General features: G+C 71.8%; 30 protein-coding genes and 1 pseudogene. 28 read left to right on the top strand and 3 right to left on the bottom strand.

Translation table 11 applies throughout. The features are described 5' to 3' along the window. Positions 1-71: 71 nt before the first annotated feature. The 15 genes from HUT10_RS14580 to HUT10_RS14510 all read left to right on the top strand — a co-directional run bounded on the left by HUT10_RS14580 (position 72) and on the right by HUT10_RS14510 (position 11552). On the top strand, positions 72-1139 hold the full coding sequence (locus tag HUT10_RS14580) for a PhoH family protein (RefSeq protein WP_176171704.1): 1068 nt from the start codon (positions 72-74) through the stop codon (positions 1137-1139). Then, positions 1136-1699: an rRNA maturation RNase YbeY gene (ybeY, locus tag HUT10_RS14575; RefSeq protein WP_176171703.1), complete on the top strand. Its 564-nt coding sequence runs from the start codon at positions 1136-1138 to the stop codon at positions 1697-1699. The genes HUT10_RS14580 and ybeY overlap by 4 nt, the downstream gene beginning before the upstream one ends. 9 nt (positions 1700-1708) lie before the next feature. After that, complete coding sequence (locus HUT10_RS14570; RefSeq protein ID WP_176171702.1) at positions 1709-3052, top strand: hemolysin family protein; 1344 nt, start codon at positions 1709-1711, stop codon at positions 3050-3052. Next, positions 3045-3383: a cytidine deaminase gene (locus HUT10_RS14565; RefSeq protein WP_086679058.1), complete on the top strand. Its 339-nt coding sequence runs from the start codon at positions 3045-3047 to the stop codon at positions 3381-3383. Before HUT10_RS14570 ends, HUT10_RS14565 begins: the two co-directional genes overlap by 8 nt. Continuing rightward, entirely contained in the window at positions 3380-4276 is an 897-nt protein-coding gene (gene era, locus HUT10_RS14560) for a GTPase Era (RefSeq protein ID WP_176171701.1), read from the top strand. The genes HUT10_RS14565 and era overlap by 4 nt, the downstream gene beginning before the upstream one ends. A 190-nt stretch (positions 4277-4466) precedes the next feature. Further along, positions 4467-4856 (top strand): CD225/dispanin family protein, encoded by a 390-nt coding sequence (locus tag HUT10_RS14555; protein ID WP_176171700.1) that lies wholly within the window; start codon positions 4467-4469, stop codon positions 4854-4856. A gap of 26 nt (positions 4857-4882) precedes the next feature. Continuing rightward, positions 4883-5227 carry a CD225/dispanin family protein gene (locus HUT10_RS14550; protein ID WP_176171699.1) on the top strand — a complete coding sequence of 115 codons (345 nt, stop codon included), beginning with the start codon at positions 4883-4885 and terminating at the stop codon, positions 5225-5227. Further along, positions 5224-5679: a DUF2752 domain-containing protein gene (locus HUT10_RS14545; protein ID WP_176171698.1), complete on the top strand. Its 456-nt coding sequence runs from the start codon at positions 5224-5226 to the stop codon at positions 5677-5679. Before HUT10_RS14550 ends, HUT10_RS14545 begins: the two co-directional genes overlap by 4 nt. A 181-nt stretch (positions 5680-5860) precedes the next feature. Then, positions 5861-6922 carry an RDD family protein gene (locus HUT10_RS14540; RefSeq protein ID WP_176171697.1) on the top strand — a complete coding sequence of 354 codons (1062 nt, stop codon included), beginning with the start codon at positions 5861-5863 and terminating at the stop codon, positions 6920-6922. Between the two features lie 71 nt (positions 6923-6993). After that, positions 6994-7446, top strand: coding sequence for a CD225/dispanin family protein (locus tag HUT10_RS14535; protein WP_176171696.1), 453 nt, complete (start codon positions 6994-6996; stop codon positions 7444-7446). A gap of 54 nt (positions 7447-7500) precedes the next feature. Further along, a complete protein-coding gene (gene recO / locus HUT10_RS14530) occupies positions 7501-8424 on the top strand; it encodes a DNA repair protein RecO (protein WP_254897464.1) in 924 nt (307 codons plus the stop codon). Positions 8425-8464: 40 nt separating this feature from the next. Beyond that, positions 8465-9280 carry an isoprenyl transferase gene (locus tag HUT10_RS14525; protein ID WP_176171694.1) on the top strand — a complete coding sequence of 272 codons (816 nt, stop codon included), beginning with the start codon at positions 8465-8467 and terminating at the stop codon, positions 9278-9280. Further along, complete coding sequence (locus HUT10_RS14520; RefSeq protein WP_176171693.1) at positions 9277-9702, top strand: YbjN domain-containing protein; 426 nt, start codon at positions 9277-9279, stop codon at positions 9700-9702. The genes HUT10_RS14525 and HUT10_RS14520 overlap by 4 nt, the downstream gene beginning before the upstream one ends. Before the next feature lie 120 nt (positions 9703-9822). Then, a complete protein-coding gene (locus HUT10_RS14515) occupies positions 9823-10836 on the top strand; it encodes a permease (protein WP_176171692.1) in 1014 nt (337 codons plus the stop codon). Then, positions 10833-11552 carry a TIGR03943 family protein gene (locus HUT10_RS14510; protein ID WP_176171691.1) on the top strand — a complete coding sequence of 240 codons (720 nt, stop codon included), beginning with the start codon at positions 10833-10835 and terminating at the stop codon, positions 11550-11552. The genes HUT10_RS14515 and HUT10_RS14510 overlap by 4 nt, the downstream gene beginning before the upstream one ends. Before the next feature lie 178 nt (positions 11553-11730). Here the strand turns inward: HUT10_RS14510 and HUT10_RS14505 are convergent. Both HUT10_RS14505 and HUT10_RS14500 read right to left on the bottom strand, forming a co-directional pair. After that, a pseudogene (locus tag HUT10_RS14505) lies at positions 11731-12143 on the bottom strand (Fur family transcriptional regulator). After that, positions 12143-12514, bottom strand: a complete 372-nt coding sequence (locus tag HUT10_RS14500; RefSeq protein ID WP_176177826.1) for a metalloregulator ArsR/SmtB family transcription factor — start codon at positions 12512-12514, stop codon at positions 12143-12145. The pseudogene HUT10_RS14505 and the gene HUT10_RS14500 overlap by 1 nt, the downstream one beginning before the upstream one ends. A 263-nt stretch (positions 12515-12777) precedes the next feature. Here HUT10_RS14500 and HUT10_RS14495 point away from each other — a divergent pair, with 263 nt between their 5' ends. From HUT10_RS14495 to HUT10_RS14435, 13 genes are all read left to right on the top strand, one after another. After that, positions 12778-13866, top strand: coding sequence for a hypothetical protein (locus HUT10_RS14495; RefSeq protein WP_176171690.1), 1089 nt, complete (start codon positions 12778-12780; stop codon positions 13864-13866). Next, a complete protein-coding gene (locus HUT10_RS14490) occupies positions 13867-14508 on the top strand; it encodes a class F sortase (RefSeq protein WP_176171689.1) in 642 nt (213 codons plus the stop codon). Between the two features lie 80 nt (positions 14509-14588). Then, positions 14589-15239: a class F sortase gene (locus HUT10_RS14485; RefSeq protein WP_176177825.1), complete on the top strand. Its 651-nt coding sequence runs from the start codon at positions 14589-14591 to the stop codon at positions 15237-15239. Between the two features lie 89 nt (positions 15240-15328). Next, on the top strand, positions 15329-16717 hold the full coding sequence (locus HUT10_RS14480; protein WP_176171688.1) for a glycine--tRNA ligase: 1389 nt from the start codon (positions 15329-15331) through the stop codon (positions 16715-16717). Between the two features lie 94 nt (positions 16718-16811). Next, on the top strand, positions 16812-17744 hold the full coding sequence (locus HUT10_RS14475; RefSeq protein ID WP_176171687.1) for an ABC transporter ATP-binding protein: 933 nt from the start codon (positions 16812-16814) through the stop codon (positions 17742-17744). Beyond that, the gene (locus tag HUT10_RS14470; RefSeq protein ID WP_176171686.1) at positions 17741-18481 is read left to right on the top strand and encodes an ABC transporter permease; all 741 of its coding nucleotides are present in this window, start codon (positions 17741-17743) and stop codon (positions 18479-18481) included. Before HUT10_RS14475 ends, HUT10_RS14470 begins: the two co-directional genes overlap by 4 nt. 19 nt (positions 18482-18500) lie before the next feature. Further along, positions 18501-19703 (top strand): sensor histidine kinase, encoded by a 1203-nt coding sequence (locus tag HUT10_RS14465; RefSeq protein WP_176171685.1) that lies wholly within the window; start codon positions 18501-18503, stop codon positions 19701-19703. Continuing rightward, on the top strand, positions 19700-20305 hold the full coding sequence (locus HUT10_RS14460; RefSeq protein WP_176171684.1) for a DNA-binding response regulator: 606 nt from the start codon (positions 19700-19702) through the stop codon (positions 20303-20305). The genes HUT10_RS14465 and HUT10_RS14460 overlap by 4 nt, the downstream gene beginning before the upstream one ends. A gap of 24 nt (positions 20306-20329) precedes the next feature. Continuing rightward, complete coding sequence (locus HUT10_RS14455; RefSeq protein WP_176171683.1) at positions 20330-20983, top strand: YdcF family protein; 654 nt, start codon at positions 20330-20332, stop codon at positions 20981-20983. Positions 20984-21076: 93 nt separating this feature from the next. Then, a complete protein-coding gene (locus tag HUT10_RS14450) occupies positions 21077-22351 on the top strand; it encodes a deoxyguanosinetriphosphate triphosphohydrolase (RefSeq protein ID WP_176171682.1) in 1275 nt (424 codons plus the stop codon). Between the two features lie 293 nt (positions 22352-22644). Beyond that, positions 22645-23724 carry a serpin family protein gene (locus HUT10_RS14445; protein WP_176171681.1) on the top strand — a complete coding sequence of 360 codons (1080 nt, stop codon included), beginning with the start codon at positions 22645-22647 and terminating at the stop codon, positions 23722-23724. A gap of 2 nt (positions 23725-23726) precedes the next feature. Next, complete coding sequence (locus HUT10_RS14440; protein WP_254897463.1) at positions 23727-25541, top strand: glycosyl transferase; 1815 nt, start codon at positions 23727-23729, stop codon at positions 25539-25541. Beyond that, positions 25538-26077, top strand: coding sequence for a DinB family protein (locus HUT10_RS14435; protein ID WP_176171680.1), 540 nt, complete (start codon positions 25538-25540; stop codon positions 26075-26077). Before HUT10_RS14440 ends, HUT10_RS14435 begins: the two co-directional genes overlap by 4 nt. An 8-nt stretch (positions 26078-26085) precedes the next feature. On the opposite strand, the gene HUT10_RS14430 is transcribed toward HUT10_RS14435, so the two are convergent. Next, complete coding sequence (locus HUT10_RS14430) at positions 26086-26685, bottom strand: TetR/AcrR family transcriptional regulator (protein WP_176171679.1); 600 nt, start codon at positions 26683-26685, stop codon at positions 26086-26088. Between the last annotated feature and the right edge of the window lie 62 nt (positions 26686-26747).

The raw sequence follows: 26747 nt of genomic DNA, 5'->3' as shown, positions 1-26747 counted from the left end.
TCTTGTCGGTGGGTGCCAGTAGCATCGGTGGGGTCCGAGCTCCCTCACCGAGAAAGCAGGCCTGAGGCCACGTGGCCGGAACCGTACCGGGTGGTGCCGCCCGACCCGACGTCCCCGGGGACGTCGCCAAGACCGAGGATGCCTCCGTCCAGGCCGCGCAGTCCCGTTTTCCCATCCCCGACGCCGCCGCGCTGAGCCTGCTCGGCTCGCGCGACGAGAACCTGCGGGTCGCCGAGGAGCTCCTCGCCGCCGACGTGCACGTCCGCGGCAACGAAGTCACCCTGACCGGCACACCGGCCGACGTCGCGTTCGCCGAACGCGTCTTCGCCGAGCTCGTGCAGCTCGCCACCGGTGGCCAGCAGGTCGGACCCGACACCGTCCGGCGCACCGTCGGCATGCTCTCCACCGGGGACGCCTCGCCCGCCGAGGTGCTCAGCCTCAACATCGTCTCGCGGCGCGGCAAGACCATCCGGCCCAAGACGCTGAACCAGAAGCGGTACGTCGACGCCATCGACAAGCACACCGTCGTCTTCGGCATCGGCCCCGCCGGCACCGGCAAGACCTACCTCGCCATGGCGAAAGCCGTCCAGGCCCTCCAGGCCAAGCAGGTCACCCGGATCGTGCTGACCCGCCCGGCCGTCGAAGCCGGCGAGCGCCTCGGCTACCTGCCCGGCACCCTCAACGAGAAGATCGACCCCTACCTGCGGCCGCTCTACGACGCGCTGCACGACATGGTCGAGCCCGAGTCGATCCCGCGGCTCATGCAGGCGGGCACCATCGAGATCGCGCCGCTGGCCTACATGCGCGGCCGCACGCTGAACGACGCCTTCATCATCCTCGACGAGGCCCAGAACACCACGCCCGAGCAGATGAAGATGTTCCTCACCCGGCTCGGCTTCGGCTCCAAGATCGTCGTCACCGGCGACATCACCCAGGTCGACCTGCCCAGCGGGCAGCGCAGCGGCCTGCGCGTCGTGCGTGACATCCTCACCGGCGTCGACGACCTCCACTTCGCCGAACTGACCAGCCAGGACGTCGTCCGGCACCGGCTCGTCGCGAGCATCGTCGACGCCTACGAGAAGTGGCAGGCCGTGCAGGACGCCCAGCAGAACGACGGCTGGAAGGGCAACCGGCGTTGAGCATCGAGATCGCCAACGAATCCGGCGTCAACGTCGACGAGACGTCCATCGTCTCCGCCGCGCGCTACGCCCTCGACAAGATGGAAGTCAGCCCGCTCGCCGAGCTGTCCATCCTGCTCGTCACCCTCGAAGTCATGGAAGACCTGCACGAACGCTGGATGGACCTCCCGGGCCCCACCGACGTGATGGCCTTCCCGATGGACGAGCTCGACTCCTCCCGCCGCCCCGACGCGCCCGACGCGTCACCGGCACTGCTCGGGGACATCGTGCTCTGCCCGGCGTTCGCCAAGGACCAGGCCAAGACCGCGGGCCACGCCCTGATCGACGAGCTGCACCTGCTCACCGTGCACGGCGTGCTCCACCTCCTCGGCTACGACCACGCCGAACCCGCCGAGGAACGCGAGATGTTCGGCCTCCAGAAGCGCATCCTCGGCGAATACCAGGAGGCCGTCGCCGCCCTGGACAAGCGGGACGCCCAGCGCAGCACCGACGACCGCGTGCTCGGCATCGCCGGCCTCGAGGCCCCCGCCGCCGAACCCCCCGCCGGGGAAACGCCCTAGGCACCAGCCATGGAACAGCTCTTCTTCGCGATCGCGCTCGTCCTCCTGGCGGGCGTGTTCGCGGCGGCGGACGCCGCGATCAGCACCGTCTCGCAAGCCCGGGCCGAAGGCCTCGCCCGGCTCGGGCTGCCCGGCGCCAGCCAGCTCGCCGCCGTCGTCGCCGAGCGGCGACGGCACATCAACCTGCTGCTCCTGCTCCGCCTCGGCTGCGAGCTGACGGCGACCGTGCTGGTCACGGTGTTCGTCGGCACCCGCCTGGCGCCGCTCGGGCTCGCCGTGCTGGTCACCGCGGTCGTGATGGTCGTCGTCAGCTACGTCCTCATCGGCGTCGGGCCCCGCACCCTCGGCCGCCAGCACCCCTACCGGATCGGCCGCTACGTCGCCGGGCCCGTCCGGGTCCTCGGCTCCGTCCTCGGCCCGCTGTCCCGGCTGCTCATCCTCATCGGTAACGCCATCACCCCCGGCCAGGGCTTCCGCGAAGGCCCGTTCACCTCCGAAGTCGAGCTGCGCGAGCTCGTCGACATGGCCCAGGAACGCGGCGTCGTCGAGGACTCCGAGCGCGAGATGATCCACTCGGTGTTCGAGCTCGGCGACACCGTGGCCCGCGAGGTGATGGTGCCGCGCACCGAGATCGTCTGGATCGAGCGCACCAAGACCGTCCGACAGGCCCTCGCCCTCGCCCTGCGCACCGGGTTCACCCGGCTGCCGGTGATCGACGAGTCCGTCGACGACATCGTCGGCGTCGTCAACATCAAGGACCTGATGACCGGCTACCTCGACCCCGACGGGCCGAGCACGGTCGTCGACTCGGTGATGAACCCGGCGTCCTTCGTCCCCGACTCGAAACGCCTGGACGAGCTGCTCAAGGAAATGCAGCGGTCGCACAACCACATGGCGATCGCCGTCGACGAGTACGGCGGCACGGCGGGCCTGCTGACCATCGAGGACGTCCTCGAGGAGATCGTCGGCGAGATCACCGACGAGTCCGACGCCGACGAACGCCCCGAGGTCGAGGAACTGGACGGCGGCGCGGTGCGCGTGTCGTCCCGGATGACCGTCGACGACCTGGGCGAACTGTTCGGCATCGACCTCGAAGACCACGACGTGGAGACCGTGGGCGGGCTGCTCGCGGAACGACTGGGTAGGGTCCCGCTGCCGGGGGCCGAAGCCGAGGTCGCCGGCCTTCGGCTGTTCGCCGAAGGGGGCAAGGACCGCCGTGGCCGGATGCGGATCACCTCCGTGGTCGTGCACCCGGCCGACGCCGAGGCGATGACGGACCCCGTCGACCGGACGCGCCGCCGCACGCGCCTGCCCCACCCCGACGAACGCGACAGGAGCGTCGAACATGCCTGACCTCGAGGCCGAGGACCAGAAACTCGTCGTGCTGGCCCGGTCCTCGCGCGCCCGCATCCAGGCCCCCGAGGGCGCCGCGGTCCGCGACACCGACGGCCGCACGTACGCCGCGGGCACGGTCGACCAGCCGTCGTTCAAGCTCACCGCGCTCCAGGCCGCGGTCGCCGCCGCGCTCTCCAGCGGCGCCGAAGGCATCGAGGCCGCCGCCGTCGTCAGCGAAGAGGGGCTGCTCAAGGGCGCGTCCGTGCACGCGGTCCGCGACATCGCGAAGTACGCGCCGATCATCCTGGCCGCCCCGGACGGCACGGTCCTCGAGGTGCTCGAGCGATGACCGAGCACCGTTCCGGCTTCGCCTGCTTCGTCGGCCGGCCCAACGCCGGCAAGTCCACGCTGACCAACGCCCTCGTCGGCACCAAGGTCGCGATCACCTCCAGCAAGCCGCAGACCACCCGGCACGCGATCCGCGGCATCGTCCACCGCGAGGACGCCCAGCTCGTCCTGATCGACACGCCGGGCCTGCACCGCCCGCGCACCCTGCTCGGCGAGCGGCTCAACGACATCGTGCACACCACGTGGTCCGAAGTGGACGTCGTCGGCTTCTGCGTGCCGGCGAACGAGAAGATCGGGCCCGGCGACAAGTTCATCGCCAACGAGCTGCAGAAGATCGCCAAGCGGACCCCGGTCATCGGGATCGTCACCAAGACCGACCTCGTCCAGCCGCAGCAGGTCGCCGAACAGTTGCTGGCGCTGCAGCAAGTGATGGACTTCGCCGAGCTCGTCCCGGTGTCCGCAGTGGACGGCTTCCAGGTCTCCACCCTGGCCGACCTGCTGGTCCAGCGGCTGCCCGAGGGCCCGCAGCTGTACCCGGGCGGCGAGCTCACCGACGAGCCCGAGCAGACGCTGGTCGCCGAGCTGATCCGCGAGGCGGCGCTGGAAGGTGTCCGCGACGAGCTGCCGCACTCGATCGCCGTCACGGTCGAGGAGATGCTGCCCCGCGAAGGCCGCGACGACCTCATCGACGTGCACGCGTTCCTCTTCGTGGAACGGCCCAGCCAGAAGGGGATCATCCTGGGGCACAAGGGCGAACGGCTGCGCGAGGTCGGAGCCACCGCCCGCCGGAACATCGAACGGCTGCTCGGCTCGAAGGTCTACCTCGACCTGCACATCAAGGTGGCCAAAGAGTGGCAGCGTGACCCCCGTCAGTTACGCCGGCTCGGCTTCTGACCTGGTTTTTTGCCGCCCGGGGGAGCGGTGGCCGAATTCCTGGTCTCGATTCGGTCGCGGCGGGACGAAACGCGGGGCGCGCAATGATCTCTCCCCCTACAGTCGCGGCTTCGACCACACCGCGGCCCGTCGGGGCGGCCCGCGGACCCGGTGGTCGTCCGTGGAGCTCGACGAAGGGGAACGACCGAAGATGACCGACAGCCAGGGCATGCCCAACTACCCCGGCGACCAGCCGAACCAGCCCGGCGGCCAGCCGAACTACCCCGGTGGGCAGCCGAACTACCCCGGTGGGCAGCCGGGTGGCTACCAGCCCGGCCCGCCCCCGAGCAACAACCTCGTGTGGGCCATCCTGACCACGATCCTGTGCTGCCTCCCGTTCGGCATCGTGTCGATCGTGCAGGCCGCGAAGGTGAACGGCCTGTGGGCGCAGGGCCAGACGGCCGCCGCGCAGGAAGCCGCCGACGCCGCGAAGAAGTGGGCGATCATCGCCGCCATCGCCGGTGTCGTGGTCAACGTGCTGTGGATCATCCTGCTCATCGCGGGTGCCTTCACCTTCGGCACCAGCACGCCGTCATACTGACGTAGCCGAGCAGCAGGAGGATCCCGGTGACCGACCAGTACCCGCCGCCCTACCCGCCCCCGGGCGGGCCGGGCTACGGCTACGGCTACCGGCAGCCGAACTACGGGCCGCCGCCGGAGAACAACCTCGTGTGGGCCATCCTGAGCACCGTGCTGTGCTGCCTGCCCCTGGGGATCGTCGCGATCGTCAAGGCCAACCAGGTGCACACGCTGTGGTACCAGGGCTTCCCCGCCGAGGCGCAGAAGGCCGCGGACGACGCCCGCAAGTGGGCGATGTGGTCGGCCATCTCGACCGGGGTCATCCTGCTGCTCTACGTGCTCTTCTTCGTCGTGCTGGCGGGGATCGGCATCTTCTCGGTCGGCCGGTCATGACCGCGACGACCGTCTACACGGGATACCCGGCCCGCGGCGCCAAGGCCAAGCTGCGGGCGCTCAGCGCGCCGATGGCCGTCGTCGCCGGGCTCGGCGCGTGCTGCGTGGCCGTCTGGATCGGCGACCCGACGACCCCGGGCGGGTTCCTGCCCGTCTGCCCGACGAAGGCCCTGCTCGGCATCGACTGCCCCGGCTGCGGCGGCATGCGGATGGCGTACAGCCTGATGCACGGCGACATCCCCGCGGCCCTGCACTACAACGCCGTGTCGTTCGTGACCGTGCTGCTGCTGGTGTGGAGCATCATCGCGTGGACGGTCGGCCGGCTGCGCGGGCGCTTCGTGGACAGCTGGCTGCACTGGCGCTGGACGCCACTGGCGTTTTCCGTCGTGTTCGTCGTCTGGTTCGTCATCCGCAACCTGCCGTTCGCGCCGTTCACCGGCCTGCACGTCTGAATCGCGGCCGCCGGGAACCGGGCGGGTACGCACCGCGTCGGAGGGGTCGCGCGGTTCACCCGGACAGCTGAAGCCTGGGCGGCGCGGCGTGAGGTGAACCGAGTACGCTCCCGCGGACCGGACCGACGAGGGCGGATCCGTTCCGCGTGTCGGGGAAGTGACCAGCGAGGGGAAGACACCGATGACCGATCCCTACGGTCAGCAGTCGTTCGGGCAGCCGTCCGGTGGCCAGCAGCCGTTCGGGCAGCCGCAGCCGGGGCAAGCGCCTTACGGCCAGCAGGCGCCGTTCGGCCAGCCCGCACCGTTCGGCCAGCAGGGCAACCCCTTCGGTCCGCCGCGCAACTACGCGAGCTGGGGTCAGCGCGCCCTCGGCTGGCTGGTCGACATGGGACCGGTCGTCCTGCTCTACCTGATCCTCATCCCCGTCGCCATCATCGGGAGCAACGCCTTCTCGGTGCTGGCGCTGGTCGGCTCGCTCGCCTGGATCGGCTGGTGCGTCTACAACCGGTGGATCCAGCAGGGCAACACCGGCCAGTCGCTCGGCAAGCGCATCGCGAAGATCAAGCTCGTCCGCGAGGACACCGGGCAGCCGATCGGCCCCGGCATGGCGTTCGTGCGCGACCTCGCCCACTTCGTCGACAACGTCATCTGCTACGTCGGCTGGCTGTGGCCGCTGTGGGACGACAAGAGCCAGACGCTGGCCGACAAGATCATCGGCACCGTCGTGGTCAACGCCGACGACGCGGCCGCGCCGCTCGGCCAGCAGGGCGTGCAGGCGTTCGGCGGCTACCCGCCCGCGGGCCAGCCCGGCCAGTTCGGCCAGCCGCCGTCCGCCGGCTTCCCGCAGCAGCCCGCTTCCGGTGGTTTCCCGCAGCAGCCCGCTTCCGGTGGTTTCCCGCAGCAGCCGCAGTCCGGTGGCTTCGAGCAGCAGCCGGCCCCGGGCGGGTTCGGCCAGCCGCAGCCGGGTGGGTTCGGCCAGCCGCCGTCCCCCGGCGGGTTCGGTGCCCAGCCGCCGCAGCCGGGCGGCTTCGCGCAGCAGCCGCTCGCGCCGCCGCCGGGTGGCAGCGCCTTCGACGAGCAGGCCGAGCGGACCCAGATGCTCCGCCCGGGCACCGGAAGTCCTTTCGACGAGCAGGCCGAGCGCACCCAGATGCTGCGGCCGGACGCCACCCCGGGTGAGCCCGAGGCGACCCAGAAGATCCAGCCGGGCCAGTTCGGCCAGCCGCCGAACGAGCAGCGCTGACCCCGTTCCTCCCGCACCACCACCGCCGGAGTCACCCGGCGGAAGTTCACGAATAGTTGGGGTACCACGTCATGACCAATCCCTACGGCCAGCAGCAGCCCTACGGCCAGCAGCCGCAGCAGCCGGGCTACGGCCCGCCGTCCGGCGGCATGCCCGCGCCCTACGGCCAGCAGCCGGCGCCGTACGGGCAGCCCGCGCCGTACGGCCAGCCGCCGTTCGGCGCGCCCGGCTACGGCATGCCCGGCGGCGGTGACATCAACGCCATCAAGGACTACAAGGGCTGGGCGATCGCCTCGCTCTTCCTGGGCGGCCTGATCCTCGGCATCTTCGCGATCATGAAGTCCAACGAGGTCGGCACGTACAAGATGCAGGGCAACTACCAGATGGCCGAACAGGCCTCCCGCACCACCAAGACGCTCTGCCTGATTTCCACCATCCTGGGCGGCCTCGGCTGCGTCGTGGCGATCATCGTGATCATCGCCTCGGCGGTGGCCGTCAGCACCTGCTACGGCTACTACTGCTGATTCCGCGGGGCGCTCCACCCCGGCATCACCCCGAAGTGGGACGATGTCGGGGTGGTGAACCTCTACCGCGACACCGGGGTGGTGTTGCGCACGCACAAGCTGGGTGAGGCCGACCGGATCGTCACCCTGCTGACCCGGCGGCACGGCAAGGTCCGTGCGGTCGCGAAGGGCGTGCGGCGCACCTCGTCGCGCTTCGGGGCCCGGCTGGAGCCGTTCGGCCACGTCGACGTGCAGTTCTACACCGGGCGCACGCTCGACGTCATCACCCAGGTCGAGACCGTCGACGCGTTCCAGCTGCCGCTGGTCGCCGACTACCAGGCCTACACCGCGGCCAGTGCGATCGCCGAAACCGCCGACCGGCTCTCGGCCGAAGAGGGCGAGCCGGTGCTCAAGCTGTACCTGCTCGTCGTCGGGGCGCTGCGGGCGCTGGCCGACGGGCAGCGCGACTCCTCCCTGGTGCTCGACGCGTTCCTGCTGCGCGCGATGTCCTACGCCGGCTGGGCCCCCGCGCTCACCGAATGCGCCCGCTGCGGCTTGCCCGGCCCGCACACCGCGTTCAGCATCGCCGCCGGCGGCTCGATGTGCGCCGACTGCCGGATCGCCGGGTGCGTGCACCCGGCCCCCGAGGTCCTCGACCTGCTCACCGCCCTGCTGCACGGCGAATGGCCGCTGGCCGAGGCCACCCTGCCCGGCACCCGCCGCGACGCGAGCGGCCTGGTCGCGGCGCACCTGCAGTGGCACCTGGAGCGGCAGCTGCGGTCCCTTCCCCTGGTCGAGCGACGCGCCCGCGAAGCGGCAGTGCCGTCCGGGGCTTCGCCCCGGGGCGGGGGCTCCGCCACCCGCACCCCCGAAGTGCAGGCAGTGTCATCCGTGGCTTCGCCGCGGGGCGGGGGCTCCGCCACCCGCACCCCCGAACAGCAGGCTGTGCCATGCGGGGGCGCCGCGCCCCCCGAAAGACAGGGGTCACCCGGGCAGTAGGGTCGGGCTGACCGGTATCACCCATCCAGGGAGGCTCGCAGTGCTGCGCAGGGGACGCGAGAACAAGGCGTCGCGGTTCGAGCTGCGAGCCCCGGATCCGCACCCGTCGGGCGCGAAGCCGCCGGAAATCCCGCGTGAGCTGGTGCCCAAGCACGTCGCGCTGGTCATGGACGGCAACGGCCGCTGGGCCAACCAGCGCGGCCTGCCGCGAATCGAGGGTCACAAGCGCGGCGAAGCGGTGATGATCGACGTCGCCAGCGGCGCGGTCGAGCTCGGCGTCAAGTGGCTGTCGGTGTACGCGTTCTCGACGGAGAACTGGAAGCGCAGCCCCGAAGAGGTCCGCTTCCTGATGGGCTTCAACCGCGACACCATCCGCCGCCAGGTCGACTACCTCGGCTCGATCGGCGTGCGCATCCGCTGGGCGGGGCGGCGGCCGAAGCTGTGGGCGTCGGTGATCAAGGAACTGCAGGCGGCCGAGGAAAAGACCAAGCACAACACCGCGCTGAACATGACCATGTGCGTCAACTACGGCGGCCGCGCGGAGCTGGGTGACGCGATGCAGCGGATCGCACAGGACGTCGCCGCCGGGAAGCTCGATCCGGGCAAGGTGAACGAGAAGACCATCGGGAAGTACCTGTACCAGCCCGAAATGCCGGACGTGGACCTGTTCCTGCGGCCCTCGGGCGAGCAGCGGACGTCGAACTTCCTGCTGTGGCAATCGGCCTACGCGGAGATGGTCTACCAGGACACGCTGTTCCCCGACTTCGACCGGACCCACCTGTGGCGGGCCTGCCTGGAATTCGCGAAGCGGGATCGCCGCTTCGGCGGCGCCGTCGACCAGGCGGCTTCTTCGTGAGCGCGACCGAAGCGGTCGAAACGGCGGAGCTGCTGACGCGGGCCCGGGAGGCATTGGAGCGGTACCTCGAGGTCCACGTCGACGACGACGGCGCGCTGACCTTCTCCCACGGCGGCGTCCCGTGCGTCATCCAGGCGACCCGGCTCGGCGAAGGCCTCACGGTGCTCACGCTGACCTGCGTGGTCGGCTGGGACCTCGCGGACGAGCCCGCGCTTTCGATCGCTGTCGCCGAGCGGGCCGGGCAGGGGCTGTTCGGGACGCTCGGGGTCGGGCATTCGGACAACGGGGCCGACGTGACGCTGCGGTACGCGTTCCCGGCGGCCGGGCTGGACGCGGCGGCGCTCGGGACTTTGCTCATGCTGGTCGTGTCGACGGCTTCGCAGCTGCGGACCGATCTGCCCGGAATCGTGCCCGGCGACTGACCCGTCCGGGGTGGACTTTCCACCGCGAACGGAGGATTCCGTACCGAAACGGACCGTGATCTTCCGTTCGCGGCCCGTGCGGGTCCGGTCTTGTCGGACGGCCCTGGCATCATCGCGGTCGTGAACATCGTTTCCGACACCGAGGCCGAGCCCGGCCGGCGCACGCGCCGGTTCCGGATCAGCTCGGTCGAAGTGCTGTGCGCGATCCTGCTGATCGCGATCCTCGCCCAGAGCCGGCTGCAGCAGGTGTTCGACGTGCCCGCGTTGCGCACCGGCTCGACCGTGTTCGTCGCCGTGTGCGTGCAGGCGCTGCCGTTCCTGGTGCTGGGCGTGCTGATCAGCGGGGCCATCGCCGCGTTCGTACCCGCGCGCGTGCTGGAGAAGGTGCTGCCCAGGCGGGCCGGGGCGGCGGTCGGCGTCGCCGGGCTGGCCGGGGTCGCGCTGCCGGGGTGCGAGTGCGCCTCGGTGCCGGTGGCCCGCCGGCTGATGGGGCAAGGGGTGGCTCCGGCCGCGGCGCTGACGTTCCTGCTCGCGGCGCCGGCGGTGAACCCGGTGGTGCTGGTGGCGACCGCGGTCGCGTTCCCCGGCAAGCCGGAGATGGTGCTGGCGCGCTTCGCGGGCTCGCTGGCGACGGCGATGGTGATGGGCTGGCTGTGGGCCCGCTGGGGCAAGCTCGAGTGGATCACCGCGCGGGCGCTGCAGCGCCTCCCGGACGTGGCGGGTGGCCGGCGGTGGCGGGTGTTCGCCGAGACCGCGCGCACGGATCTGGTGGAGGCGGGCGGTTTCCTGGTGCTGGGGGCGCTGATTTCGTCGGCGCTGAACGTGCTGGTGCCGGCCCGCTGGTTCGGCGTGCTGGGCGGCCAGCTGGTGCTGGGCGTGGTGGTGATGGCGGTACTGGCGGTGGTGCTGGCCCTCTGCAGCGAGGCGGACGCGTTCGTCGCGGCCTCCCTGACGGCGTTGCCGCTGCTGCCGAAGCTGGTGTTCCTGGTGGTGGGCCCGGCGATCGACGTCAAGCTGTTCGCGTTGCAGGCGGGCACGTTCGGCCGGTCGTTCGCGGTGCGGTTCGCGCCGGTGACGTTCGTGGTGGCGGTGGCCTGCGCGCTGGGGGCCGGATTCGTAGTGGGGGTCGTGTGAAGCGGGAAACCCAGAACATCCTGCTGATCCTGCTGGGCGGGGCGCTGGTCAAGATCGCGGCCAACGGCGACTACCTGCGGTACGTCAAGCCCGCGCAGCAGCCGTGGATCATCGCCGGTGGTGGGGTCATGGTGCTACTGGGTGCCGTGGCGATCGTCCGCGACCTGGTTGCCTCGCGGAAGGCCGCCGCGCACGAGCACGATGGTCACGCACACTCCGCGCGTCCCGCCTGGCTGCTGCTGGTGCCCGTGCTGGCCGTGTTCCTGGTCGCCCCGCCGGCTCTGGGCGCGGACTCGGTGATCCGCACCGAGGCCCGCGCCCCGTCGAGCGCGGCGGTGGCCAACGCGGCCGCCTTCCCGCCACTGCCCGCGGGGGACGTGGTTCCGTTGTCCGTCAACGACTTCGTCACCCGCGCCGGCTGGGATGCGGCAGGCACGCTGAACGGCCGCACCGTTTCGCTGACCGGGTTCGTCGTCCACACGGGAGGCAGCACCCTGCTGGCCCGCCTGGTGATCAGCTGCTGCGCGGCGGACGCGTTCCCGGTGACGGTCCGCCTCCGCGGCGGCGCCGCCGACCACCTGGCCAGCGACGCCTGGATCCAGGTGACCGGCCAGGTCGTCCCGGGCACGGCCACGAAGGACAACAGCTACACGCCGGACTTCACCCCCGCCTCGCTCACTTCGGTCCCCGCCCCCAAGGACCCTTACGAATACTGAAATCCGCGTACCCGGCCGGTCGGCCCGCGTACCCAGCCGGTCGGTTCGCGTATCCAGGCGGTCGGTTCGCGTATCCAGGCGGTCGGATGGCCCGCCCGGCGCTCAGCGGCCCAGCCGACCCTCCGGGTACGCGGGCCGACCCTCCGGGTACGCGAGTCGACTGTCCGGGTACGCGGGGTCAGTGCTCGGCGCACGTGCCGGTGATCTCCACCGTGTGGGAGATCTCCGAAAAGCCGTGCTCGGCCGCGATCTTCTCCGCCCAGCGCTCCACCGCCGGCCCTCGACCTCGACCGTGCGGCCGCACAGGCGGCAGACCAGGTGATGGTGGTGGTGCGCGGAACACCGGCGGTAGATCGCCTCGCCCGAATCGGTGCGCAGCACGTCGATCTCGCCCGCTTCCGACAGCGACTGCAGGGTGCGGTACACCGTCGTCAGGCCGATGCCGTCGCCGCGCTTGCGGAGCTCGTCGTGCAGTTCCTGGGCCGAGCGGAAGTCGTCGATCGTGCTCAGCAGCTCGACGACCGCGGCCCGCTGCCGGGTGGACCGGCGCCCGGGGACCGGGGCCTGGCTGCGCGACGAGGCCGTGTTCATCACTTTCCTTCCTGCACGTGGGCGACGGCGTCGACCACGATGTGGGCCAGGTGGTCGTCGGCAAGGCGGTAGACGACCTCGCGGCCGCGGCGCTCGCCCTGCACCACCCCGGCCGTCTTCAGCACCCGCAGGTGCTGGCTGATCAGCGGCTGCGCGACGTCGAGGGCGTCCACCAGCTCGTGCACGCACCGGTCGGCCACGCGCAGCTGCAGCACGATCGCGATCCGGACCGGCGCCGCCAGCGCGCGCAGCAGGTCGCCCGCGTCCGTCAGCACCGACTGGGCGGGGTGCGCCGGCACCGGGGACCCGTCGGCCGCCGGGGCGCAGTCCGCGAGCCCCGGCTGGGCGCCACTGCCGGTGACCGTCGCCATTCCCGCCTCCACACTGCCCGCGACCATGAATTCCGTAGTCATTGCCGATAACGGCTGCAGCCATCCTAGTGTTCCCCCGTCCGGGACCCCCGCCTCGGCGCCGACTGCGGGTTACGGCCGGTCGTATTACCCCGAACGGGTGAGTTCGTGGGATATTGGCCCTGCGGCTTCGCATGTTGTCGCGGACGGTGCAAGGTTGTCGCGGAGCGTTTCGCCGTTTCCCGGACGCCGGCGACCCGTCCCGAGCAGAGCAGTGGGGAGACATGACGCGTTTGGTGACGAAGGCAGCCGCACTGGCCGTCGCGGTGTTCCCGCTGGTCAACGTGGGTGTCGCCGGGGCGCAGACCCAGGCGGTCGACGAGAAGACCGGGCCCGTTTCGTTCGCGAACATCGCTTCCGTGCGCATCGGGGACGAAGGCCAGCGCGGCGGCGCCCTGATCACCGAAACGCAACGGTCCCCGCTGCTGCCCGGCCAGTCGAAGCTCGGCGCGGACCGCGTCTCGGTCCCCAAGGACGACGGCGAGCGCGCCACCTTCGGCGGGCACTACCGGATCGACCTCGGCCGCTACAGCGCGTCACAGAACCCCTACCCGCCGGGTGTGCCCAGCCGGGACCACAACGTCTACGCCGCCCTGCAGGCCACCACCGTGCCCACCGCCGTCGCGGAGACGAACTACGCGCTGCGGGACACCTGGCAGGGCGGCACCAAACCGGCCGACGACACCGTGCTCGTCCTGGAAGGCGCCAAGACGTCGGTGGACTGCACCGGCCCGGCGAAGCTCTCGGCCGCCTCGACGGTGACCCGGCTGTGGGTGCGCCAGGCCGGCGGTGGGCTCGGCATCGTCCCGATGCCCGGCGGCACCGCGGGCCTGCAGCTGAAGAACCTGCGGCTCGGCCCGCCGGGGGACATCACCAACGCCGACCGGGCGACCACCGTCTCCGACCTGAAGCTGACCCGCGTCGCCGCGTTCGACCAGCTGATCCGCCAGGACGGCTGGCGCGGGGGCGACTTCACCGCCGCCGCCGGCTGGCGGGTCGAGATCACCACCCACGTGAAGGACGCCCAGGGCGCCGCGCTGCAGGACGTGAAGACGACCATCGTGCTCGGCGGGGTCAGCTGCTCGATCCCGAAGGGCTTCGTCGCGAAGGCCGGCGGCCCGGCCGGTGGGACGACCGCCACCCAGCCCGCCGTCCCGACCCAGGTCCCGGCCGGTTACCTGGGCGCGGCCGCGCCCGCCACCGACGGTGACGGTTCGCGCATCCCGTTCGGCATCGGCCTGCTCTTCGGCGGGGTGTTCTTCGCCGCGGTCGCCCTGCTGCTCGGCCGGCGGCGCAAAACCGGGTCGGACTAGGTGCTGCGCACCGCGCTGGCCGCCGTCTCGGCGGCACTGGCCGTGGCCGCCTTCGCGGCCGGGATCGTCGTGCTGACCTGGCTGCCGCCGTCGGCGACGCCGGTGGCGGCAGCCCCCGCGCCCGGCACGCTGCCGGGCGAGAACGCGGCCCCGGCCGTGCTCCCCGCCGACAGCGAGTCCGCCGCGCAGCAGCGGCCGGGCACGGTCCGGCTGCCCGGTGGGGCCACCGCCCGCCTGGTCCGCACCGAGCTGACCGACACCGGCGTGCTGCCGATCCCGCGCGGCCTCGGCGACGCGGCCTGGTGGGGCGCGAAGCTGGGCGCGGCCCAGGGCGCGGCGCTGCTGTCCGGGCACGTGAACTGGGAGGGCAAGCGGGGGCCGTTCGACGAGCTGTGGCGCATGCGGGCCGGTGACCGGGTCAGCGTCGTCGACGCCCGCGGTGGCCGGTGGGTCTACCGCGTCGACGACGTCGTCACGCTGCCGAAGGAAGCGCTGCCCGCCCAGGCCGCCCGGTGGTTCGGGCAGGACGGCCCGCACCGGCTGGTGCTGGTGACCTGCGGCGGCGACTACGTCGGCGGCACCGAGGGCTACGACGAAAACCGCCTGGTCACGGCCGAGCTGGTGACGCGCCCCACCGGCTGATCGAATCCGGTGCAACCTCCGCTGCTCCTCGCGGCATGCCTGTCCGTGCACTGGCCACGACAGCGAAGGAGCGCAAGCCCATGCAGGAGCAGAACCCGGAGCCGAAGAAGGGCTCCGGCCGCTGGTGGATCGTCGGCGTCGCCGGGGCGTTCGTGGTCGCGGCGCTCGTCGCGACCCTGCTGGTGTTCACCGGAAAGGATGAACCCGCGGTCGCGAACGGCGTCGGGGGGACCGTGCCGGCCGCGAACCAGCCCGCCCCGGCGGGCACCCCGCAGGACACCGGCAAGGCACCGGCGCAGCTGTCCCTGCCCGGCGGCGGCACCGCGAAGCTGGTCCAGGAGGACCTCGACGCCGCGGGGGCGCTGAAGATCCCGGAGGGGCTCGACGAGGCCGCCTGGTGGGGCGCCGGGCTCGGCGCCGGCCACGGTGTCGCGCTGCTGTCCGGGCACGTGAACTGGAAGGGCAAGAAGGGGCCGTTCACCGAGCTCTGGCAGGTCAAGCCGGGGCAGGAGGTCAAGCTGACCGACGCCGCCGGCGGCGCGTGGGTGTACAAGATCGACGCCACCGAGACCGTGCACAAGTCGGACCTGGCCGGCCGGTCGGAGCAGCTGTTCGACCCCGACGGCCCGCACAAGCTGCTGCTCGTCACCTGCGGCGGCGAGTACGTCGGCGGCAGCGAGGGGTACGAGGACAACCGCGTCGTGACGGCGTCGCTGGTGACGCGGCCGTAGGCTCACCTGCGCGAAAAGCGGTGGGCCCCGGCGGATACCCTGGACGTTCCAGTCCTGAACCGTCCCCGCAAGCTTTTTCGGAGCGTGGAGTGCCCACGAACACCATTGAGAAGATCATCAGCCTGTGCAAACGCCGTGGTTTCGTCTTCGCCAGCGGAGAGATCTACGGCGGCACCCGCTCGGCGTGGGACTACGGGCCGCTCGGGGTCGAGCTCAAGGACAACATCAAGCGCCAGTGGTGGAAGACCGTCGTCCAGGGCCGCGACGACGTCGTCGGCCTCGACTCCTCGGTGATCTTGCCGCGTGAGGTCTGGGTCGCGTCCGGGCACGTGAACGTGTTCACCGACCCGCTGATCGAGTGCCTGTCGTGCCACAAGCGGTTCCGCGCCGACCAGCTCGCCGAGGAGTTCGCGGCGCGCACCGGCAAGGAGACCAGCGAGGACGACCTGTCCGAGGTGCCGTGCCCGAACTGCGGCACGCGCGGCAAGTACACCGCGCCGCGGGACTTCAACATGATGCTGAAGACCTACCTCGGCCCGGTGGAGTCCGAAGAAGGCCTGCACTACCTCCGCCCGGAGACCGCGCAGGGCATCTTCGTGAACTTCTCCAACGTCCAGACGACGTCGCGGAAGAAGCCGCCGTTCGGCATCGGCCAGATCGGCAAGTCCTTCCGCAACGAGATCACGCCGGGCAACTTCATCTTCCGGACGCGCGAGTTCGAGCAGATGGAGATGGAGTTCTTCGTCGAGCCCGGCGAAGACGAGCGCTGGCACCAGTACTGGATCGACGAGCGCACGAAGTGGTACACCGACCTCGGCATCAAGGCCGACAACCTGCGCCACTACGAGCACCCGAAGGAAAAGCTCTCGCACTACGCGAAGCGCACCGTCGACATCGAGTACCGGTTCTCGTTCAACGCGGGGCAGGAGTGGGGTGAGCTCGAGGGCATCGCCAACCGCACCGACTTCGACCTGACGACGCACTCGAACCACTCGGGCCAGGACCTGTCGTTCTTCGACCAGGCCTCGGGCCAGCGGTACCGGCCGTTCGTCATCGAGCCGGCCGCGGGTGTCGGGCGTTCGATGATGGCGTTCCTGATCGACTCCTACGTCGAGGAAGAGGTGCCGAACGCCAAGGGCGGCACCGACACCCGCGTGGTGCTCAAGCTCGACCCGCGGCTGTCGCCGTTCAAGGTCGCGGTGCTGCCGCTCTCGCGCAACGCCGACCTGACCCCGAAGGCGAAGGAGGTCGCGGCCACCCTGCGCAAGCACTGGAACGTCGACTTCGACGACGCCCAGGCGATCGGCCGCCGCTACCGCCGCCAGGACGAGATCGGCACGCCGTACTGCGTCACGGTCGACTTCGATTCGCTCGAGGACCAGGCCGTGACCGTGCGCGAGCGCGACACGATGTCGCAGGAGCGGATCGCGATCGACAAGCTCGAGTCCTACCTGGCGGCCCGCCTCATCGGCTGCTGACCCACCCGGAGCCCGGGTACCCCTGACACCTGTCACGGCCGAGTCGTGACGCACGGTCTGGGGACCCGGGCCCTCCGGGCGGCAGCCTGGGGTCATGCGAGAAACAGACACCCAGGCGGTGGCGGCGGGGGCCGCGATCCACCTCACCGGCCTGCGCAAGCACTATGGCGAAGTCCACGCGGTCGACGGCGTCGACCTGACCATCGCCCCGGGCGAGGTGGTCGCCCTGCTCGGCCCCAACGGCGCCGGCAAGTCCACCACCGTCGACATGATCCTCGGCCTGACCAGCCCCGGCGCCGGTGACGTGCGCGTGTTCGGGCGCAAGCCGATCGACGCCGTCCGCGCCGGGCTGATCGGCGCGATGCTGCAGGGCGGCGCCCTGATGGACGACCTGACCGTCGCCGAGACCGTCGGCATGGTCGCCGCACTGCACCGCGAGCCGATGCCGGTGGCCGAAGCCCTGCGCGCCGCCGGCGTCGAGGAGCTGGCCGGCCGCCGCGCCAACAAGCTCTCCGGCGGGCAGAAGCAGCGGGTGCGGTTCGCCGTCGCCCTGGTCAGCCGGCCCGACCTGCTGATCCTCGACGAGCCGACCGCGGCGATGGACGTCGGCACGCGGCGCGAGTTCTGGCAGTCGATGTACTCCTTCACCGAGTCCGGCCGCACGGTTCTGTTCGCCACGCACTACCTCGAAGAAGCCGAGGAGTTCGCCGACCGGGTGGTGCTGATGCGCCGCGGCCGGATCGTCGCCGACGGGTCCGTCGCCGAGGTCCGCGCGCTGGCCGGCGGCCGCACCCTGCGCGCCGCGGTGCCGGGGGCGACCGAAGCCGCCATCGCCGCGCTGCCCGGGGTCAAGGAGTTCGAGCTGCGCGGCGACCGCGTGGCGATCTCCAGCGCCGACTCCGACGCGACGCTCTGGGCGCTCAAGGCCGTGGTCCCGGCCGTGCACGACGTCGAAATCAGCGCCGTCGGCCTCGAAGGCGCCTTCCTGTCCCTGACCGCCGACGACACCGCGGAGCCCGTCCGATGAACGCCACCTACCTGCTCACCGAGATCCGCCGGAACTTCCGGGCGCCGCGCTTCCTGATCTTCGTCGTGGCTTTCCCGGTGCTGATGTTCCTGTTGCAGGCCAACGTCTTCACCAAGACTTCCGATCCGGACCACGCGCAGATCGCGGCCGTGATCATGATCAACATGATGACGTTCGGCGTCTTCGCGGCGGCGACCAACAGCGGCGCCCGGCTCGCACTGGAACGGGCCGTCGGCTGGCAGCGCCAGCTGCGCCTGACCCCGCTGACCGGCACCGGCTACCTGGCGGGCAAGGGGATCTCCGGGATGCTCGTCGGGCTGCCCGCGCTGGTCCTCGTGCCGCTGCTCGGCGTGCTGGCCGAGGGTGTGCACGTCGACGCGAGCGGCTGGGTGCGCATCTTCGCCGGCATCTGGCTCGGCACGATCCCGCTGGTGCTGCTGGGCCTGCTGCTCGGGCAGTTCGGCACGCCGGACTCGATGCAGCCGATCACCATGCTCGTCACGCTCGGCATGGGCTTCCTGGGCGGGCTGTGGATCCCGATCGAATCGATGCCGGGCTGGATGCACGACGTCGCCCGGCTCATGCCGACGTACTGGGTGCTGCAGGTGGCGCGACCGGCGGTCACCACCGACATGGTGGTCTCGCTGCCGACGGCCGCAGGGGTGCTCGGCGCGTGGACGGTCGTGCTCGGGGCACTGGTGATCGGGCGTTACCGTAAGGACAGCGCCCGCGTCTGAGGGCCGGAGGGGAACGGCGATGGCGGAGACCGGGAAACGCAGCTTCGGGCTGGACAGCAAGGAATCGTGGTGGGTGGACCCGCTGCCCGACGCCCGCAACAACGGGCCGGGCGGCTGGCGCTGGCCGTTCATGGCGGTGGTCTTCCTGCTGCCGTTCCTGCTCCCGGTCACGCGCTCGCTGCTGGCCCAGCCCGTGGTCACCCCGGGGCTCGTGCTCACCGCCGTCGTCGTCTACACCTACTCCGCGTGCTACGTGGTGTTCCCGTACTTCTTCGAGCGGGAACGCCGGGTGAAGCTGGCCTTCTGCACCACGATGAACGTCTTGGGGCTCGCCTCGCTCGCCACGGCCGCCGGGAGCGGGTTCGTCCTGCTCTACGGCACCGCGGTGACCGTGTTCCTGGTGCCCGCCGCCTGGTCGGTGCTCATCGACCTGCCCACGCTGGCCCTCGGTGCGGTGATCCTGCTGGCCCAGGGCCGGTTCCTGGACGACTACGGCAACCTGATCACGGTCGCCTCGATCACGCTGGCCATGTTCTTCATGGCCAACCTCGTGCGCGCGGTCCGGCGGCTGGAACAGGCCAACCGGGAGATCGCCACGCTCGCCGTGGCGAACGAGCGGGAGCGGCTGGCCCGCGACCTGCACGACCTGCTCGGGCACAGCCTCACCACGATCACCGTCAAGGCGGGGCTGGCCCGCCGGGTGCTGGAGAGCGCCGGCGACATCCCGCGCGCGGTCGAGGAGATCCGCGAGGTGGAAAGCCTGACCCGCAGCGCGCTCTCCGACGTCCGCGCGACCGTGTCGGCCAACCGCGAGGTGTCGCTGTCGGTGGAGCTGGTCGGGGCGCGGGCGGCGCTGCGGGCCGCGGAAATCGACGCCGACCTCCCGCACGCGGTCGACAACGTCCGGCCGGAGTTCCAGAACCCCTTCGGGTACGTGCTGCGCGAGGCCGTCACGAACGTGCTGCGGCACTCCGGGGCGAAGCGGGTGAAGGTGAAGCTGGGGGACAACTGGCTGGAGATCGAGGACGACGGCACCGCCACCGGCGTCGTCGCGGGCAACGGCCTGCGGGGGCTCACCGAGCGGCTCGCCGCGGTCGGGGGGACGCTGCGGACGTCCGCGCGGCCCGGGGGAGGATTGCTGGTGCGGGCCGAGATCCCGCTGCCCGACCCGAGCCCGGCCACCCCGGCCGTGCGCGCCGAACCCGCGGGAGGACTCGCTTGATCCGGGTGCTGCTGGCCGACGACCAGGCCATGGTCCGCGGGGCACTGGCCACCGTGCTGGGCCTCGAGAACGACATCGAAGTGGTCGGTCAGGTCGGCTCCGGCGACGAGGTGGTGGCCGCCGCCCGCGAGGCCAAGCCGGACGTCGCCCTGCTGGACGTCCAGATGCCGGGCAAGGACGGCCTGGAGGCGGCGGCCGACCTGCGGGCCGCGCTGCCGTCCTGCCGGGTGATCATCTGCACGACGTTCGGCCGTCCCGGCTACCTCGCCCGCGCGATGGCGGCGGGCGCGGCCGGGTTCGTCGTCAAGGACGCGCCGCCGGAGCAGCTCGTCGAGGCCGTCCGCCGGGTCCACAGTGGACTGCGGGTGGTGGACCCGGCGCTGGCCGCGGAATCGCTCGCCACCGGCGCCAGCCCGCTCACCGCGCGGGAGCGGGACGTGCTGCGGGAAGCCGAGGACGGCAGCACGGTGGCCGACATCGCCCGGGCCCTGCACCTGTCGGAAGGCACGGTCCGCAACCACCTGTCCGCGGCGATCGGGAAGACCGGCGCCCGGACGCGCGCCGAAGCCGTGCGCGTCGCGGAGGAGCGTGGCTGGCTCTGAACCGGCTCTGAAAGAATGGGCCGGGTGGGTACCGCTGAACGCAGCAAACCGTCGCTCGCGAGCTGGGTGCGCCGGATCGTCCTCGGCACGGTCCTGGTGCTGGTGGCGCTGGTCGGCGGCACCGCGTTCCGGGTGTGGCAGGTGGCCCGCGAGAACGACCGGACGCCGGCCGACGTGATCGTCGTGCTGGGCGCGGCCCAGTACAACGGCCGGCCGTCGGACATCTACGCCGCCCGGCTGGTGAAGGCCAAGCAGCTCTACGACGCGGGTGTCGCCAAGACGATCGTCACCGCGGGCGGCAAGAAGGCCGAGGACAACTTCACCGAGGCCAGGGCCGGCCAGCTGTGGCTGACCCGGCGCGGCGTGCCGGCGGCGGCCACGCTGGCCGTCGGCGAGGGCAGCGACACGCTGCGCAGCCTGCGGGCGGTGGCGCTGCAGGTCGAGGCCCGCGGCTGGCGGACGGCGGTGCTGGTCAGCGACCCGTGGCACTCCTTCCGCGCCCGGACCATGGCCGACGACCTGGGCCTCGACGCCTGGACCGCGCCGACGCACAGCGGGCCGATCGTCCAGGAGCGCGTCACCCAGGTGCGGTACATCGTCCGTGAGACCGGCGCGCTGCTGTACTACCGGCTGACGAAGACCCCGGCCGACGACCTGTTCGCCACTTTCCTGGGCTGAGTTTGTCGGTGACACCTGGGGCTTCGCCCCAGGTCGGGGGCTCCGCCACCCGAACCCCCGAAAGATGTCGGTGGCCGCGTTTACGCTGGCCGGGTGAACTACACCGAGCACGACACCGCCCGCCTGCTGCCCGAGCCGGCGAAGGGCGCGGCGCTGCCCGGTGCCCTGGCGGACGGCCGCAGCCCGTTCTCCCGCGACCGGGCCCGGGTGCTGCACTCCGCGGCGCTGCGGCGGCTGGCCGGCAAGACCCAGGTGGTCGGGCCGGGGGAGGGCGCCGAGGTCACCGGCGTCCCGCGCACCCGGCTGACCCACTCGCTGGAGGTCGCCCAGATCGGCCGGGGCATCGCCGACGAGCTGGGCGCGGACCCGGACCTGGTGGACACGGCCGGGCTCGCGCACGACATCGGGCACCCGCCGTTCGGGCACAACGGCGAGCGCGCGCTCGACGAGGTCGCGGCGACGTGCGGCGGGTTCGAGGGCAACGCGCAGACGTTGCGCATCCTCACCCGGCTGGAGCCCAAGCTGCTCTCGCCCGAGGGTGACCCCGCCGGGCTCAACCTGACCCGGGCCTGCCTGGACGCGACCACGAAGTACCCGTGGCCGCGCCGGCCGGGGCAGGTGAAGTACGGCGTCTACGGCGACGACGTTCCGGTGTTCGAGTGGTTCCGGGAAGGCGCGCCGGCGGAGCGGCGGTGCCTGGAAGCGCAGATCATGGACTGGGCGGACGACGTCGCCTACTCGGTGCACGACGTCGAGGACGGGGTGCTGGCCGGCCGGATCAAGCTGCGCGTGCTCGCCCACCCGGACGAGCGCGCGGCCGTCGCCGAGGCCGCCGCCAAGCACTTCTCGACGCAGTCGGTGTCCACTTTGGAGGATGCGGCGGCGGAACTGCTGGCGCTGCCCGCGGTGGCGGCACTCGTGTCGGCCGAGCCGGACGGGTCACCGGGCGCCCAGGTCGCGTTGAAGAGGCTGACGAGCGAGCTGGTCGGCCGCTTCACGACGGCAGCGGTCACCGGCACGCGCGCGGAGTTCGGCGAGGGGCCGCTCGGGCGGTACCGGGCGGACCTGTGCGTCCCCGACCAGGTGGCGGCGGAGGTGGCCCTGCTGAAGGCGCTGGCCCTGCGGTACGTGATGAGCGACCGACGGCGGCTCGCGATGCAGGAGGGCCAGCGTGAGCTGCTGATCGAGCTGGTCCACGCGCTGGCCCGCCGGGCCCCGGAATCCCTCGACCCGCTGTTCGCCCCGGCCTGGAACGCGGCCGCGGACGACGCCGGCCTGCTCCGCGTGGTCGTCGACCAGGTCGCCTCCCTCACCGACGCCCAGGCCCACGTCTGGTACTCCTGGCACGTAACCCGCCTCCACCGCTGACCCACCCGGGCATCACCCGTGATTGAAGAGGCATCACGCGTGATTGAAGGGGCATCACCCGTGATTGGAGGGGCGACACGCGGTGGTGCCCGGTCGGCGGCGTGTCGACCTGCTGATCACAGGTGATGGCCGCTCAATCACGGGTGATGCCTGCTGAATCACGCATGATGCCTTCCCGGTCACGGGAAATGCCTATTGGCGCACGGCCGAAACTTTCGGGGGAAATTGTCATCCTCGGGTGGACTTGCGCGTGGGCGGCCGGTGGGGGCGGGCGTTCCGGTAGTCTCGCCCGCATGGCCACGGACAGCCACCTCCGGTTCGCTCTCGCCGTCCACTCGGCCCTCGGCGCCGGGGGCGGGAACACCTGCTTTTCGCCGTATTCGGTGGCCAGTGCGCTGACCCTCGCCGCGCGGGCCGCCCGCGGGACGACGCAGGAGGAGCTCGTCGCCCTGCTCGGCGACCCGGACCGGCAGACCGCCCTGCTGCGGGAGGCCGCCCAGCTCGTCGAAGACGGTGCCGAGCTGGCCGTCGCGAACACGCTGTGGGCCGACGACCGGCTCCCGCTCGAAGACTCCTTCAAGGCCGAGCTCGCCGAGTGGCCGGGGGCCGCCGTCGCGAGCGCGCCCTTCGAGGAGGACCCCGAAGCCGCCCGCGCGCTGATCAACGACGACGTCGGGCGCACCACGCGCGGGCTGATCCCGCAGCTGCTGCCGCCCGGCTCGATCGCCGCCGACGTCGCCGCGGTGCTCGTCAACGCCCTCTACCTCAAGGCCGCCTGGAAACTGCCCTTCCGCGAAGCCAACACCAGCGACGCGCCCTTCCACGCCCCGTCCGGCACCCGGGACGTGCCGACCATGTGGCTCAGCGAAAACGTCGGCCACGCGCACGCCGCCGGCTGGCAGGCCGTGCAGCTGACCGCGGTCGGGGGCCTGCAGGCCGTGGTGCTGCTGCCCGACGGCGACCTCGCCGACGCGGAACCCGGGCTCGACCAGGAAACATTGACCGGCCTGCTCGGTGAAATCCGCTTCAAGCCGGTGGAACTCGCCCTCCCGAAGATCTCGCTCGACGTGTCGAGCCCGCTCACCGGCGTGCTGCGCGGGCTCGGCGTGCGCACGCTGTTCACCGGCAAAGCCGACCTCAGCGGGCTTTCGCCCGATCCGCGGCTGTTCGTGTCCGAGGTGCTGCACCAGGCCGTCCTGCGCGTCGACGAACAGGGCTTCGAGGGGGCCGCGGCCACCGCGCTGGTCATGCGCCTGACCTCGATGATGATCGCCGACCCGGTCGCCGTCACGGTGGACCGGCCGTTCCTGCTGCTGGTCCGGCACGCCGCGACCGGCGCGCTCTACTTCCTCGCCAGGGTGGTCGAACCGTGAGCCTGAAGTCCGAAGCCGTTCCCGAGCTGGTCCCGCCCGCTCCCGAACCGCCCGAAGGGCCGAAGCGCTGGGCGTGGCAGGACTCCGCGATCGCCGGCGGGTTCCTGCTGTTCACCGTCCTGCTCTACAACGGGCTGTGGTTCGACCTCAAGCGCGGCTACCTCTGGAACGGCGGCGCCGACCAGAGCCAGTGGGAGTGGTACTCGACGGTCGTCGCGAAGGCCGTGCTGCACTTCCAGAACCCGTTCACCACGGACCTGCAGAACTACCCCCGCGGCGTCAACATGGCGGCGAACGCGGCGATGTTCGGCCTGAACATCCCGCTCGCGCCGCTGACGCTGACCTTCGGTGCCACGCTCACCTGGGCGATCGTGCTCACCGCCGGCCTGGCCGGCACCGCGACCGGCTGGTACTGGGTGTTCTCCCGGCACCTGGTGCCGAACCGGACGGCGGCCGCGATCGGCGGCGCGTTCTGCGGCTTCGCGCCGCCGATGATCTCGCACGGCAACGCGCACCCGAACTTCGTCGTGCTGTTCGTGCTGCCGTTCATCGCGCTCAAGACGATCCAGGTGGCGCGCGGCGTGCTCCCGGTGCGCAACGGCATCGTGCTCGGGCTGCTCGTCGCGTGGCAGATCCTGCTGGGCGAAGAGCCGCTGGCCATCTTCGCGCTCGCCTTCCTCGTGTTCGCGGTGGCGTGGCTGATCCCGCACCGCGCGGAGATCCGCGGCATGCTGGCCCCGCTGGGCAAGGGCATCGGGATCGGCGCGGTCGTCGCGCTGCTGATCGCCGGATTCCCGTTGTACTGGCAGTTCTTCGGCCCGCAGAGCTTCCACTCGCTGCTGCACGGTTCGGCGGGCAACGACACGGCGGCGTTCACCCGCTTCGCGACGCAGTCGGTCGCCGGCGCGCCGGAAGCGGCGGCGGACGTCTCGATGAACCGCACCGAGGAGAACGCGTTCTTCGGCTGGCCGCTGATCGTGCTCGTGGTGGTGCTGACGATCTGGCTGTGGCGTGACGTCGTTTCGCGGGCGCTCGCGATCACGGTGTACGTGATGGCCGTGCTTTCGCTGGGCGTCGAGATCACCGTGGCGCACGAGGACACCGGCGTCGCCGGCCCGTGGAAGTGGCTCGGCCAGCTGCCGCTGCTGGACTCCGTGCTCGAATCGCGGCTCGCGATGGGCTGCATCCCGGCGGTGGGCGCGCTGCTGGCGATCGCGACGCACCGCGTCTGGACGGCGGCGGCCCAGCTGACGGCGCCGTCCGACGGCAAGCCCGCGTTCCCGCTGCGGATGGTCTGGATCGGCGCGGTGGTGGCCGTGCTGCTGCCGATCGCGCCGACGGAACTGGTGACGCACCAGCGTCCCCTGTCGCCGCCGTTCTTCGCCGACGGGATCTGGCGCCAGTACGTCGCGCCCGGCGGTTCGCTGGTGCCGGTGCCGCTGCCGAGCACCGGGGAGGCCGAGCCGCTGCACTGGCAGGTCGACGCCGGTCTCGGCTACCCGATGCCGGAGGGCTACTTCGTCGGCCCGACGTCCCCGGACGACCGCCGCGGCCGCTACGGCGCCGTTCCGCTGCCGACGTCGGACCTGTTCGCGCAGGTCGAGCGGACCGGCCAGGCGGCGGAGGTGACCGAGGGCGACCGCACGCAGGCGCTCGCGGACCTGCGGGCCTGGAAGGCGAGCGTGCTCGTGGTCGGGCCGCGGCAGAACCAGGAAGCGCTGAAGTCCACTGTGGAGCTGCTGCTGCGCAAGCCGGCGGAGTTCGTCGGCGGAGTGTGGATCTGGGACGTCCGGCCGCTGACGGCGTCGGCCTCGTGACCACTGTGGACGATCAGGGCCGCCCCGAGCCGCCCTTCGACGGTGACGAAGCCGGCACGCTCCTCGGTTTCCTCGACTTCCACCGCGCGACGCTGGCCTGGAAGTGCGCGGGCCTGGACGAGGTGGGCCTGCGCGCGACGCACCCGCCGGCCACGATGACGCTCGGCGGGCTGCTCAAGCACCTGGCCTACGTGGAGGACCACTGGTTCTCCCACGTGCTGGCGGGCCGTGACCGGATGCCGCCGTTCGACGCGGTCGACTGGGCGGCCACGCCGGACTGGGACTGGGATTCGGCCGCGGAGGACACGCCGGAGCAGCTGCGCGCGCTCTGGGAGACCGCGGTCGAGCGCTCGCGGGCGGTGGTGACGGCGGCCCTGGCGAGCGGTGACCTCGCCCAGCCGGCGCAGCGCACCCGCCGCGACGGCAGCGCGCCGAGCCTGCGCTGGATCCTGGTCCACCTGGTCGAGGAGTACAGCCGGCACAACGGCCACGCCGACCTGATCCGCGAGGCGATCGACGGCAGCACGGGGGAGTAGCCGGGCGGTCAGAGCCGCAGGCCCACCAGCTTCACCAGGAACCGGTCGAGCTGCTCGACCGCGGGCGGCCACGGCAGGTCGGGCTCGTTGATCCGCTGGGCCAGCATGCCGTTGACGGCGGTCCGCAGGTCGATGGCGACCGTGGCGGCGTCGCCGGCCGGGGCCGCGCCCGCGTCCATGCAGCGCTGCACGCCCTCGATCGTGCGCGCGACCATGACCTCCTTGAACGGCATGCCGAGCCGCCGGTGGACCTTGCTCTCGTGGAGCACCTTGTAGAGCCCGGGATGCGCCTGCGCCCACCCGGCCTGCGCCAGGATCCGGGCGCGCAGCGCGGCCGCGGGATCGGGGGCGGCCGCCGCGGCTTCGTCGCCGACGCCGACGAGCTCCTCGTGGCAGCGCTGCATCGCGGCCAGCACCAGGGCGTCGCGGTCCGGGAAGTGCAGGTAGACCGACGTCGCCGCGATCGACACCGCCCGCGCGACGGCCCGCAGGGACAGCGCCTCGTCGTCGGCGAGCTCGTCGAGCATGCGGACGGCGGCAGTGACGATCTCTTCGCGCAGCAACTCGCCTTTGCCGCGGGCGTTCGGGCGGCGTCTGGTCTCTTCCATCGGCACCCAGTGTACCTGGACACCCATTGCGCTACAGGTGTAGCGTCATTTGCACTACAGCT

Origin of the sequence: Amycolatopsis sp. Hca4 (genome assembly GCF_013364075.1) — a bacterium.
In the GTDB taxonomy this organism is placed as follows: Bacteria; Actinomycetota; Actinomycetes; order Mycobacteriales; family Pseudonocardiaceae; genus Amycolatopsis.
The sequence above is the reverse complement of the archived record's forward strand: the minus strand, read 5'-3'. Positions and strand labels throughout refer to the sequence as shown.

Bases quoted from the DNA above. Each gene is read 5' to 3' on its own strand.
- HUT10_RS14555 (WP_176171700.1), top strand. From the start codon at position 4,467: ATGACCGACAGCCAGGGCATGCCCAACTACCCCGGCGACCAGCCGAAC.
- HUT10_RS14475 (WP_176171687.1), top strand. From the start codon at position 16,812: ATGCGAGAAACAGACACCCAGGCGGTGGCGGCGGGGGCCGCGATCCAC.
- HUT10_RS14565 (WP_086679058.1), top strand. From the start codon at position 3,045: ATGCCTGACCTCGAGGCCGAGGACCAGAAACTCGTCGTGCTGGCCCGG.
- HUT10_RS14535 (WP_176171696.1), top strand. From the start codon at position 6,994: ATGACCAATCCCTACGGCCAGCAGCAGCCCTACGGCCAGCAGCCGCAG.
- HUT10_RS14470 (WP_176171686.1), top strand. From the start codon at position 17,741: ATGAACGCCACCTACCTGCTCACCGAGATCCGCCGGAACTTCCGGGCG.
- HUT10_RS14445 (WP_176171681.1), top strand. From the start codon at position 22,645: ATGGCCACGGACAGCCACCTCCGGTTCGCTCTCGCCGTCCACTCGGCC.
- HUT10_RS14495 (WP_176171690.1), top strand. From the start codon at position 12,778: ATGACGCGTTTGGTGACGAAGGCAGCCGCACTGGCCGTCGCGGTGTTC.
- HUT10_RS14545 (WP_176171698.1), top strand. From the start codon at position 5,224: ATGACCGCGACGACCGTCTACACGGGATACCCGGCCCGCGGCGCCAAG.
- era (WP_176171701.1), top strand. From the start codon at position 3,380: ATGACCGAGCACCGTTCCGGCTTCGCCTGCTTCGTCGGCCGGCCCAAC.
- HUT10_RS14500 (WP_176177826.1), bottom strand. From the start codon at position 12,514: ATGGCGACGGTCACCGGCAGTGGCGCCCAGCCGGGGCTCGCGGACTGC.
- HUT10_RS14485 (WP_176177825.1), top strand. From the start codon at position 14,589: ATGCAGGAGCAGAACCCGGAGCCGAAGAAGGGCTCCGGCCGCTGGTGG.
- HUT10_RS14430 (WP_176171679.1), bottom strand. From the start codon at position 26,685: ATGGAAGAGACCAGACGCCGCCCGAACGCCCGCGGCAAAGGCGAGTTG.
- HUT10_RS14465 (WP_176171685.1), top strand. From the start codon at position 18,501: ATGGCGGAGACCGGGAAACGCAGCTTCGGGCTGGACAGCAAGGAATCG.
- HUT10_RS14570 (WP_176171702.1), top strand. From the start codon at position 1,709: ATGGAACAGCTCTTCTTCGCGATCGCGCTCGTCCTCCTGGCGGGCGTG.
- HUT10_RS14540 (WP_176171697.1), top strand. From the start codon at position 5,861: ATGACCGATCCCTACGGTCAGCAGTCGTTCGGGCAGCCGTCCGGTGGC.